This window comes from Enterobacter sp. 61D5 (genome assembly GCF_034107965.1).
Taxonomy (GTDB): domain Bacteria; phylum Pseudomonadota; class Gammaproteobacteria; order Enterobacterales; family Enterobacteriaceae; genus Enterobacter; species Enterobacter cloacae_M.
The window spans coordinates 53812-65614 of the sequence record NZ_JAWNFK010000024.1 but is presented as its reverse complement, the minus strand read 5'-3'; the positions used below and the strand labels follow the sequence as shown (position 1 = coordinate 65614).

The following is an 11803-nucleotide window of genomic DNA, read 5'->3' as shown; positions in this document are numbered from 1 at the left end:
AAACCTACGCCAGTTCAACCACTTTGTTGTCGATTAGGCGGGCCTGACCAAGCCATGCCGCCACCAGAATGACCGCACGTTTGCTGGTCTGTGTAAGCTCCAGAAGCGTGTCGGCATCGCGAATTTGAATATCATCAGCGCGGAAGCCTTTATCGTTCAGCGCCTGTTCAGCCAGAGCAATAATCTCTTCGGCCGTTAACTCTTTCGCCAGCAGCTGTTCTGCCATGGTGTTCATGACCTTGCTTAAGCCCGGCGCGATTTTACGCTGGTCCGCGGTCAGGTAGCCATTTCGCGAGCTGAGCGCCAGACCGTCTTTCGCGCGTACAATCGGTACGCCGACAATCTCGATATCGTAACCCATGTCCGCAACCATCTTGCGGATCAGCGCCAGCTGCTGGAAATCTTTCTCACCGAAGCAGGCAACGTCCGGCTGCACCAGGTTGAACAGCTTGCTGACGATGGTCGATACGCCGCGGAAATGACCCGGGCGGCTTGCGCCTTCCAGCATGGTGGAAATGCCCGGTACGTCAACGTAAGTGGCCTCATCGGTACCCTGAGGATAGACATCCGCCGGTGCCGGAGAGAAGACAATATCCGCATGGCGTTTTTTGAGCTTCTCGCAATCTTCCTGCAGGGTGCGCGGATAGCGTACCAGGTCGTCGGCGCGGTCAAACTGCATTGGGTTAACGAAGATACTGACCACCACGATATCTGCACGGGCTCTTGCTTCGTCAACCAGCTTCATATGGCCGTCATGCAGGTTGCCCATAGTTGGGACCAGTGCGATACGTTTACCTTCCTGACGCGCGCGGCGGATATGCTGGCGAAGCAGCGGCAGGGTTTCAATGATTAGCACAACGAGACTCCTTAATGGAAACTGTGTTCTTCACCCGGGTAAACACCGGATTCAACGTCGGCAATATACTGCCTGACCGCAGCGCGCATGTCGCCCGCTTCGGCGAGGAAATTTTTGGCAAACTTGGGAATATGCCCGCCGGTGATGCCAAAGGCGTCATGCATCACCAGAATCTGACCGTCGGTCACGTTGCCCGCGCCAATACCAATCACCGGAATCGACAGGGCGTCGGTGATGCGTTTCGCCAGCTCAACCGGCACGCACTCCAGCACCAGCAGCTGTGCACCTGCGGCTTCCAGCGCCAGAGCATCATCCAGCAGCGTCTGGGCGGCGTCACCGCGGCCCTGCACTTTATATCCACCAAAGATGTTGACGGACTGCGGCGTCAAGCCCAAATGGCCGCACACCGGCACGGCGCGCTCGGTGAGCATCTTCACCGTATCCACCAGCCAGGCGCCGCCTTCAATTTTGACCATATTGGCACCGGCACGCATAACCGCTGCCGCGTTTTCGAATGCCTGCTCCGGCGTGGCATAGGCCATAAACGGCAGATCGGAAAGCAGCAGGCAGGCTGGAGCCCCACGGCGCACCGCACGTGTATGGTAAGCGATATCCTCAACCGTGACCGGCAGGGTGGAATCATGTCCTTGTACCGTCATCCCTAACGAATCTCCGACCAGCATGACGTTGATACCCTCTTCGGCAAAGAGTTTGGCGAAGCTGTAGTCATACGCGGTGATGGTGGCGAAGCGTTTTTTTTCCTGTTTGCATTTCTGCAGTAAGGAGATGGTGGTTGGTTTCATACTGTTTCCTGATAGCCCAAAAGCGAATCTTTGCGCATTCTAACAGTAACATTCGGGGGAACAATGATTTTAGGTAACCGGTTAGCCACAATTATTTTGAGGTTAATCGGCAGGGGAACCGGATCACCAGCGGGCGGGTCTTTCCGCGTTGAGGTTGTCCAGAATGGTCCGGAGTGGGATGCCATCCGGGAAGATGAGATCGGGGGCGACTTCAAACAGCGGCCAGAGCATAAACCCGCGATTTTTCATGTCGTAATGCGGAATGGTGAGACGTTCAGTGTTAATGGTCTCGCGACCAAACAGCATAATGTCGAGGTCCAGCGTGCGCGGTCCCCAGCGCTCGGCTTTGCGTACGCGGCCCTGCTGCAGTTCGATGCGCTGGGTGTTATTCAGCAGCGTTTCGGCATTCAGAGCGGTTTCCAGCACCACGGCGGCGTTCAGATAATCAGGCTGATCCTGCGGACCCAGCGGCGGGGTACGGTAGAAAGAGGAGACCGCCACGATCTTGCTTTGCGGGATCTCCCCCAGCGCCTGTACGGCAGCGTTCACCTGCTCCAGCGGAGAGGCTAAATTGCTGCCGATGGCGATATACGCGAGGGTCATGCTGTCCCTTCACGACGCGGCGCGCGTTTGCGCGGACGACGATGGCGGCGACGTGGTTCCGGCTCTTCATCCAGCCCGGTGAGCATGTCTTTTTGCTCCGGCGGTGCTGAGACCTGGAATTCGGCCCACCACTGCGCCAGGCGCTGCAGCTCCTGGTTGCGTTCAATTTCAGCACGCAGCGACAGCAGATCGAAGGCGGCGCGGAATTTTGGATGCTCCATCAGCTTCCAGGCGCGTTTGCCCTGACGACGGGACATGCGCAGCTGAAGCTGCCAGATATCGCGCACCAGCGTGGTAATGCGTTTTGGAATAGCGAGCGTACGGCACCCTTCGTCCAGCACGTCGTTTGCGGCCAGCGCGAAGGCATCATAGTATGCAAGCCCGCTCTCCTGGGTAATTCGCTGGGCCGTTTCGAGCAGCGGATACCAGAACATCGCCGCAAACAGGAACGCCGGATTGACGCGCATGTCGTTGCGAATACGGGTATCGGTATTTTTCAGCACCTGCGCAATCATCCGCTCCATTGGGCTGTCACCACTTTCGGTAAAGTAGCGGGTAATGGTCGGGAACAGGGGCTGGAACAGGTTGTATTCGCGCAGCAGATTGTAGGTTTCAAAGCCGTGTCCAGCCTGCAGCAGCTTCAGCGCCTCTTCAAACAGGCGTGCAGGCGGCACGTCGTTAATCAGCGTCGCCAGGCGCGGAATCGGCTCTGCCGTTTCCGGGCTGATGCGCATATTGAGCTTGGCGGCGAAACGCACGGCGCGCAGCATACGCACGGGATCTTCGCGATAGCGCGTTTCCGGCGTGCCGATCAGACGGATCAGACCTTCTTTCAGGTCCTGCATGCCGCCGACGTAATCGCGCACGGTAAAATCCGCCACGCTGTAATAAAGGCTGTTGATGGTGAAGTCGCGACGCTGGGCATCTTCTTCGATAGAGCCGAAGATATTGTCACGCAGCAGCATGCCGTTCTGGCCGCGCTGTGACGTGGTGCGATCGGATGCGCCGGCTTCGTGGTGGCCGCGGAAGGTCGCCACTTCGATAATTTCCGGGCCAAACATCACGTGAGCCAGACGGAAACGGCGGCCAACGAGACGGCAGTTGCGGAATAATTTGCGCACCTGCTCAGGCGTGGCGCTGGTCGTCACGTCGAAATCTTTTGGTTTTTTGCCCAGCAGTAAATCACGTACTCCACCGCCCACGAGATAGGCCTCGTAGCCCGCTTTATTCAGACGATAGAGCACCTTGAGGGCATTTTCACTGATATCTTTGCGGGAAATAGTGTGCTGCTCACGCGGAATAACCGACATGTGTGGCTGTGCAATAGCATCGTTCGCCATGCTCTCTTCGCGGCTTAGCACTTTACGGCAAAAATTAGCGACTCGGGTAAAAATGGTACACCTCGTAGTGTGTTTTGTTATGAAAAAAGCGGCTAATCATAGCTCAGCGCAACGCATTTGAGAATGCTGGATTTTTGGCACTGCCGCGAGCGTCCAGTTGGCAATGGCCATTTTCAGCAGTTCGTCAATACGCAGATCCTGCCATTCTTTGGATACATTCTGGTTGAGAAATCGCAGCGCGTCGATCAAAACAGGACGCGGATCGCCGTCTGGCAGGGCCGGGGCGTGGTTCTGCTTTGACAATTTAAAGCCCTGCGCATTGACCGCCAGCGGCAGATGAATGTAGTCCGGTGCCGTCCAGCCAAACTGGTGATACAGCGATATTTGTCGCACGGTCGGTTCGACCAGATCCGCCCCGCGCACAATTTCCGTCACGCCCTGAAAACGATCGTCGACGACCACCGCCAGGTTATAGGCAAACAGGCCGTCACGGCGGTGAATAATAAAATCCTCACGCGCCAGGCGTTCATCGGCATGAATCTCACCGGAGAGTAAATCGGTAAAGCGCGTCACCGGCGAGCGCTGTTTTATACGCACGGCGGCATTTTCCGGGGGAAGATTAAGCGTGCGGCAGTGGCCGTCATAGACGCCCCCCACGCTCTGGATACGCGCGCGGGTGCAGGTGCAGTTATAGGAAAGCCCCCGATCGCGAAGCCAGGCCAGACGTTCCCGATAGGCATCGTGACGTTTTGACTGCCAAAGCACCTCGTCATCCCAGTGAAGACCGTAATGTTCCAGCTGACGCAGAATCGTCTCTGCAGCACCGGGAACTTCACGCGGGGGGTCAATATCTTCAATGCGGACAAGCCATTTTCCCAGGCGGGCGCGAGCCTGCAGGTAGCTGCCGAGCGCGGCAATTAATGAGCCGAAGTGTAATTCACCGGAAGGAGATGGCGCGAAGCGCCCAATATAGTGTGATTCAGACATATCAACAGTAACAAGGCGGGAGAGACTCCCGCCTTTGGAGTGTGTAAACAGCGCTGGTATTAACCGGCCATCTGTTTTTCGCGGATTTCGGCCAGCGTTTTACAGTCGATGCACAGATCGGCGGTTGGACGCGCTTCCAGGCGACGAATGCCAATTTCAACACCGCAGGATTCGCAGTAGCCAAAATCTTCGTCTTCGACTTTTTTCAGCGTTTTCTCGATCTTTTTGATCAGTTTGCGTTCGCGGTCACGGTTACGCAGTTCGAGGCTGAACTCTTCTTCCTGAGCGGCACGGTCTACCGGATCCGGGAAGTTAGCAGCTTCATCCTGCATATGAGTAACGGTGCGATCGACTTCATCCCTGAGTTGATTACGCCATGCTTCAAGAATACGCTTGAAGTGCGACAGCTGGGCTTCGTTCATATACTCTTCGCCCGGCTTCTCTTGATACGGCTCCACCCCAGCGATGGCGAGAATACTCAGGGACGATGTTTTACGGTTTTGCCCTTCTTGCATGTTGCTTCTCCTTAACACGCACTATCGATCCCCGTGTTGGGGGAAAAATCAGGTCGCTATAAATAGCAGATGCTTTTCCGTATGGCAATTATCTAAACGTAACACTTGACAAGCCTGTGAGGAAAAGCGTATTTGCGCACGCGGCCAGAACACTTATTCGACAATCGTCTAATCCCTTATAAGACAATGGGAAGAGAGGATCTCAGAGTCATATTATCGGCAGAAAGTTCCGCTTTATAAGCGAAAACCTCTACCCCCTGCTTTTGTGCCTCATTCAACAATTGCGCGTATTTAGGATCAATATGGCGGGCAGGGGAGAAACGTTCAATGGCTGAATGCAACACCGCAAACAGCAATACGGCGCGTTTGCCCGCCGCCGCAACACTCATTAGCTCTCGCAGATGCTTCTGGCCACGTAGCGTTACCGCATCCGGGAAGTAGCCATTTTCCTGTTCCGCTAACGTCACTGATTTTACTTCAATATAGCACTCGGGCCTGTCTTCCGCCTGTAACATGAAGTCAATTCTGCTGCCTTCATCGCCATATTTCACTTCACTTTTATGGGTGCCATATCCCACCAGTTCGGGAATGGTGCCAAGGGTCAGCGCTTCCTTAACCAGCTGATTTGCGCTCTGGGTATTAACGCAAATAAATGCCCCGTTTTGTGTTTCGGTCACTTCCCAGGTATGGGCATATTTGCGTTTACTATTTTCTGATGTGGAATACCAGACCCTGTCACCCGGCGTCGCACACCCCGTCATGGCGCCGGTATTGGGGCAGTGCAGGGTGAGCTGAACCCCTTCGGGGGTGATCACGTCGGCGAGGAAGCGTTTGTAGCGTTGGATAAGCGTGGCGTGCTGCAGGGGAGGACTAAACTTCATCAGAATTCCTTTCGGTATTGCCCAGCGTCCAGCGCTGTAGCGGCGTATAGCGGGTGCGTCCCTGTGCAAAGACGGATTCGTAAAGCGCGAATGCGTTGACCGGAAAGGCCCAGTGAAAACCCGGCGGCGGGATGGCAACGGCCTGACCGGCATCGCGCAGCAGCGTGATATGTGGATGAAACGGCTGTGGGCTCTGATAACAGCCGCTGCGCGCCGCCTGGGCGCGCAGCATATTCGCCAGCTGCAATAATCCGCGCGGCGGCTGGCGCGTTCCCAGCCACACCACGCGCGAACGCAGCCACTGACCCGCGTTGTCGAGTTGCAGCGTAAATTCCGGCTGGGCAATACGCCCGGCCATTGCGGCTAACGCCCGCTGTTTTTCGGCACTGACGTCGCCCAAAAAGGCCAGCGTCAGGTGCAGGTTGGCCGCCGCGACTGGGCGGCCCGCTTCCGGCGGAAAGCAATCGGCGCGCCAGAGAACAATTTGACGCTGTATTGTGGTGGGCAATTCAATGGCAAAAAACAGCCGTTTCGACTCAGGCATACGGAGGACTCGGTAATGATATGCGCCGATGCTACAATGTACGCCGACTAATGTTAACCCTTGGAGCTGTTAGTGTCCTCATTGCCGGTCGCCGTCATTCTTCCTGAGCTTCTCGCTGCCTTACACCATGCCCCGCAGGTTTTGCTGAATGCCCCTACGGGCGCGGGCAAGTCCACCTGGCTGCCGCTGCAGATTCTGAAAGACGGAAACATCAGCGGGAAAATTATCCTGCTGGAGCCGCGCAGGCTGGCCGCGCGCAACGTGGCGCAGCGTCTGGCGGAACTGCTGAATGAAAAACCGGGCGAAACGGTAGGTTACAGGATGCGTGCCGAGACCTGCGTTGGCCAGACCACGCGTCTTGAAGTGGTCACCGAGGGTATTCTCACCCGCATGCTGCAAAACGATCCGGAGCTGACCGGCGTCGGGCTGGTGATCCTCGATGAATTCCACGAGCGCAGCCTGCAGGCGGATCTGGCCCTCGCGCTATTGCTGGACGTGCAGCAGGGGCTACGCGACGATCTCCGGCTGCTTATTATGTCGGCCACGCTGGATAACGAGCGGCTACGACAGGCATTACCCAATGCACCGGTCATCAGCTCGGAAGGGCGGGCGTTTCCGGTTGAACGCCGCTATCAGCCGCTTCCCTCCCATCAGCGTTTTGACGAGGCCATCGCCATTGCCACGGCTGAGCTGCTGCGCCAGGAAGCGGGTTCCCTGCTGCTATTTTTGCCGGGCGTCGGTGAAATTCAGCGCGTGCAGGAGCAGCTTTCTACCCGCGTAGGCGGCGACGTGCTGCTTTGCCCGCTCTACGGCGCGTTGTCGCTACAGGATCAGCGTAAAGCCATCCTTCCGGCCCCGGCGGGGCAGCGCAAGGTGGTGCTGGCAACCAACATTGCTGAGACCAGTTTGACCATTGAAGGGATTCGCCTGGTGGTGGATAGCGCGCAGGAGAGGGTGGCAAGCTTTGATCCGCGTACCGGGCTGACTAAACTCCTGACGCAGCGCATCAGCCAGGCGTCGATGGTGCAGCGCGCGGGCCGCGCGGGGCGTCTTGAGCCGGGCATATGCCTGCATTTGACCAGCGCGGAGCAGGCTGAACGCGCTGCACAGCAAAGCACGCCGGAAATTTTACAAAGCGATTTGTCTGGTCTGGTGATGGATCTGCTCCAGTGGGGCTGCCCGAACCCTGAGCAGCTCACCTGGCTTAATCCTCCCCCTGTAGTAAACCTCACCGCTGCGCGCACCCTGCTGACCCAGCTCGGCGCGCTGGAAGGCGAGCGTCTGACGGCGCGCGGCCAGAAAATGGCGGCGCTGGGCAACGATCCGCGTCTGGCCGCGATGCTGGTGGCCGCGCAAGGGGATGATGAAATTGCCACGGCGGCAAAACTGGCGGCTATTCTTGAGGAGCCGCCTCGCGGTGGCAGCAGCGATCTGGGGCAGGCGTTTTCGCGCAGCCAGGGGAACTGGCAGCAGCGGGCGCAGCAGCTGTGCAAACGCCTGAATAGCAGGGGAGGTGCGCCTGACAGCGATAAGATTGCCTTCCTGCTGGCACAGGCCTTCCCGGACAGGATTGCGCGTCGGCGCGGGCTGGACGGTCGCTACCAGCTGGCAAACGGCATGGGGGCGATGCTGGACAGCGATGATGCGCTGACGCGTCACGAATGGCTGATCGCCCCGCTGTTGCTGCAGGGCAGCCATTCTCCGGATGCGCGTATCCTGCAGGCGATTGCCGTAGAGATTGACGCCCTGACGCGTGCCTGTCCGCAGCTGCTTCAGCAATCTGATACCGTGGAATGGGATGACGCCCAGGGCACGCTGAAGGCCTTTCGTCGCAGCCAGATTGGCAAGTTGACGCTTGGGACGAAGCCGCTGGCGAAGCCGTCGGAAGACGAGCTTCACCAGGCGATGCTGAACGGAATTCGCGAAAAAGGGCTGAGCGCCCTGAACTGGACGCCGGAAGCGGAGCAGTACCGCATTCGTCTGCACTGCGCCGCGAAATGGCTACCGGAATATAGTTGGCCTGCGGTGGATGACGAGACGCTGCTCGCTACGCTTGAGCGCTGGCTACTGCCGCAAATGAGCGGCGTACACTCTCTGCGAGCCCTTAAGGCGCTTGATGTTAAGACCGCGTTACAGAATTTACTGGACTGGTCATTACGTCAACGTCTGGATAGTGAACTGCCAGGGCATTACACTGTGCCGACCGGAAGCCGGATTGTCATCCGTTATCATGAGGATAATCCGCCGGCGCTGGCGGTTCGGATGCAGGAGATGTTTGGTGAAGCCACCACTCCGTCCATTGCGGAAGGGCGTGTGCCGTTAGTGCTTGAGCTGCTGTCGCCTGCGCATCGTCCATTACAAATCACCCGAGATCTGGGGGCGTTCTGGGCGGGAAGCTACCGTGAAGTGCAGAAAGAGATGAAGGGGCGATATCCCAAACATGTCTGGCCGGACGATCCGGCGAATACGGCGCCGACGCGGCGAACGAAGAAATATTCGTAAAAGGGGAGTGCGGCCTGATGCCCTCACCCCGCCCCTCTCCCACGGGGAGAGGGAGAAAACAAATTTTGAGAGATTTCTTCTTTCACAGGCCTGTGAAAGAAAAGAAAATCTGGCCTTTGCGCCTGAAAGTTGCGGAGAAAAAGCATGGCGGGGAATGACCGCGAGCCAATAGGACGTAAGGGAAAACCAACGCGTCCGGCGAAAGAAAAGGTAAGCCGTCGTCGCCTCAGAGATGAGGACTATGACGATGACTATGAAGACGATTATGAGGATGAAGAACCGATGCCGCGTAATGGAAAAGGCAAAGGGCGTAAGCCTCGGGGCAAACGCGGCTGGTTCTGGCTGCTGCTGAAGCTGTTTATTGTTTTTGTCGTGCTGATGGCGATTTACGGCGTGTATCTGGATCAGAAGATCCGCAGCCGTATCGACGGTAAAGTGTGGCAGCTACCTGCGGCAGTGTATGGCCGTATGGTGAACCTTGAGCCAGATATGTCCATCACCAGGAACGAGATGGTCAAACTGCTGGAAGCCACCCAGTATCGTCAGGTGTCTAAAATGACCCGTCCTGGCGAATTTACCGTGCAGTCCAACAGCATTGAGATGATCCGTCGCCCGTTTGATTTCCCGGACAGCAAAGAAGGACAGGTGCGCGCGCGTCTGACCTTTGACGGCGATCGTCTGGACACCATCGAGAACATGGATAACAACCGTCAGTTCGGTTTCTTCCGCCTCGATCCGCGTCTGATCACCATGCTTTCGTCAGCAAACGGCGAGCAGCGCCTGTTCGTGGCGCGTAACGGCTTCCCGGATCTGCTGGTTGATACCCTGCTGGCAACCGAAGACCGTCACTTCTACGAGCACGATGGCATCAGCCTCTACTCGATTGGTCGTGCGGTACTGGCTAACCTGACTGCCGGTCGCACCGTGCAGGGGGCGAGTACGCTGACCCAGCAGCTGGTGAAGAACCTGTTCCTCTCCAGCGAACGCTCTTACTGGCGTAAAGCGAACGAAGCCTACATGGCCGTGCTGATGGATGCGCGCTACAGCAAGGATCGTATCCTTGAGCTGTACATGAACGAGGTGTACCTCGGTCAGAGCGGCGATAACGAAATCCGCGGCTTCCCTCTGGCGAGCCTGTACTACTTTGGCCGTCCGGTGGAAGAGCTGAGCCTGGACCAGCAGGCGCTGCTGGTGGGCATGGTGAAAGGGGCGTCCATCTATAACCCGTGGCGTAACCCGAAACTGGCGCTGGAGCGTCGTAACCTCGTTCTGCGTCTGCTGCAACAGCAGCAGGTGATTGACCAGGAGCTGTACGACATGCTGAGCGCGCGTCCCCTCGGCGTTCAGCCGCGCGGTGGCGTGATTTCGCCTCAGCCTGCATTTATGCAGCTGGTGCGTCAGGAGCTGCAAAGCAAGCTCGGTGATAAGGTCAAAGATCTCTCCGGCGTGAAGATCTTCACCACCTTTGACTCCGTGGCGCAGGATGCGGCCGAAAAAGCGGCCGTTGAGGGCATTCCGGCGCTGAAGAAACAGCGTAAGCTGAGCGATCTGGAAACCGCGATGGTGGTGGTTGACCGTAACTCCGGTGAAGTTCGCGCCATGGTGGGCGGTGCCGAGCCGCAGTTTGCAGGCTACAACCGCGCCATGCAGGCGCGTCGCTCAATCGGCTCTCTGGCAAAACCGGCAACCTACCTCACAGCCCTGAGCCAGCCAAATCAGTATCGCCTGAACACCTGGATTGCGGATGCGCCTATCTCCCTGCGCCAGCCTAACGGCCAGGTCTGGTCACCGCAGAACGATGATAAACAGTTCAGCGGCCAGGTCATGCTGGTGGATGCGTTGACCCGTTCCATGAACGTGCCGACGGTGAACCTGGGTATGTCGCTGGGCCTGCCAGCGATTGTCGATACCTGGCAAAAACTGGGCGTGGCGAAAGATCAGCTGCACCCGGTGCCGGCGATGATCCTCGGTGCGCTTAACCTGACGCCGATCGAAGTCGCCCAGGCGTTCCAGACCATTGCCAGCGGCGGTAACCGTGCGCCGCTTTCAGCCCTGCGTTCGGTGATTGCCGAAGATGGCTCCGTGCTGTATCAGAGCTTCCCGCAGGCGGAGCGTGCCGTTCCTGCTCAGGCCGCCTATATGACGCTGTGGACGATGCAGCAGGTCGTGCAGCGCGGCACCGGGCGCCAGCTGGGAGCGAAGTATCCGGGTCTCCATCTGGCGGGTAAAACCGGGACCACCAACAACAACGTTGATACCTGGTTTGCCGGTATTGATGGCCGTGAAGTGGTGATCACCTGGGTAGGCCGCGACAACAACCAGCCGACCAAGCTGTACGGCGCGAGCGGGGCGATGTCGATTTACCAGCGCTATCTGGCGAATCAGTCTCCTGTGCCGCTGAATCTGGTCGCGCCGGAAGATATCGTCGATATGGGCGTGGACAGCTCCGGTAACTTCGTCTGCGGCGGCGGGATGCGAACGCTGCCTGTCTGGACCGCTAACCCGGACTCGCTGTGCCAGCAAAGCCAGCCGGAACAGCCAACGGGTAACCCGTTCGACCAGTCTTCTCAGCCACAGCAGCCGCAGCAGCAACAGCCGCAGCAGCAGAATGAGAAGAAAGACAGCGACGGTGTCGCGGGCTGGATTAAAGACATGTTCGGCGGTAACTAACCTTTTAAAGCCCTCTTCCCGGGAAGGGGGCTTTTTTTTACCCGTAGACCTCATTTCGTTAACCCTCGCTTTAACTCTGATTAACCCTTCGTTTTCTCTTGA

Annotated in this window: 10 protein-coding genes; 2 read left to right on the top strand and 8 right to left on the bottom strand. The window is 57.6% G+C overall.

Translation table 11 applies throughout. The features are described from left to right. Positions 1-4: 4 nt before the first annotated feature. The 8 genes from panC to thpR all read right to left on the bottom strand — a co-directional run bounded on the left by panC (position 5) and on the right by thpR (position 6529). Positions 5-856, bottom strand: a complete 852-nt coding sequence (gene panC, locus UTM25_RS19885) for a pantoate--beta-alanine ligase (RefSeq protein ID WP_194400718.1) — start codon at positions 854-856, stop codon at positions 5-7. An 11-nt stretch (positions 857-867) separates the two neighbouring features. Beyond that, on the bottom strand, positions 868-1659 hold the full coding sequence (gene panB / locus UTM25_RS19880; RefSeq protein WP_008501941.1) for a 3-methyl-2-oxobutanoate hydroxymethyltransferase: 792 nt from the start codon (positions 1657-1659) through the stop codon (positions 868-870). 123 nt (positions 1660-1782) lie between these two features. Next, positions 1783-2262, bottom strand: a complete 480-nt coding sequence (folK, locus tag UTM25_RS19875; protein ID WP_194400716.1) for a 2-amino-4-hydroxy-6-hydroxymethyldihydropteridine diphosphokinase — start codon at positions 2260-2262, stop codon at positions 1783-1785. Next, on the bottom strand, positions 2259-3656 hold the full coding sequence (pcnB, locus tag UTM25_RS19870) for a polynucleotide adenylyltransferase PcnB (RefSeq protein ID WP_072162357.1): 1398 nt from the start codon (positions 3654-3656) through the stop codon (positions 2259-2261). Before pcnB ends, folK begins: the two co-directional genes overlap by 4 nt. Positions 3657-3698: 42 nt before the next feature. Further along, positions 3699-4589 (bottom strand): tRNA glutamyl-Q(34) synthetase GluQRS, encoded by an 891-nt coding sequence (gluQRS, locus tag UTM25_RS19865; protein ID WP_194400714.1) that lies wholly within the window; start codon positions 4587-4589, stop codon positions 3699-3701. Positions 4590-4648: 59 nt separating this feature from the next. Continuing rightward, positions 4649-5104, bottom strand: a complete 456-nt coding sequence (gene dksA, locus UTM25_RS19860; protein ID WP_001155232.1) for an RNA polymerase-binding protein DksA — start codon at positions 5102-5104, stop codon at positions 4649-4651. Between the two features lie 176 nt (positions 5105-5280). Next, positions 5281-5985 carry a DNA/RNA nuclease SfsA gene (gene sfsA, locus UTM25_RS19855; RefSeq protein WP_194400712.1) on the bottom strand — a complete coding sequence of 235 codons (705 nt, stop codon included), beginning with the start codon at positions 5983-5985 and terminating at the stop codon, positions 5281-5283. Next, positions 5975-6529 carry an RNA 2',3'-cyclic phosphodiesterase gene (gene thpR, locus UTM25_RS19850; protein WP_320715241.1) on the bottom strand — a complete coding sequence of 185 codons (555 nt, stop codon included), beginning with the start codon at positions 6527-6529 and terminating at the stop codon, positions 5975-5977. Before thpR ends, sfsA begins: the two co-directional genes overlap by 11 nt. A 72-nt stretch (positions 6530-6601) precedes the next feature. On the opposite strand from thpR, the gene hrpB reads away from it, so the two are divergent. Together hrpB and mrcB are read left to right on the top strand one after the other, a co-directional pair. Continuing rightward, positions 6602-9031, top strand: a complete 2430-nt coding sequence (gene hrpB, locus UTM25_RS19845; RefSeq protein WP_194400708.1) for an ATP-dependent helicase HrpB — start codon at positions 6602-6604, stop codon at positions 9029-9031. 144 nt (positions 9032-9175) lie between these two features. Beyond that, positions 9176-11701, top strand: a complete 2526-nt coding sequence (gene mrcB, locus UTM25_RS19840; protein ID WP_194400706.1) for a bifunctional glycosyl transferase/transpeptidase — start codon at positions 9176-9178, stop codon at positions 11699-11701. Positions 11702-11803: the final 102 nt, after the last annotated feature.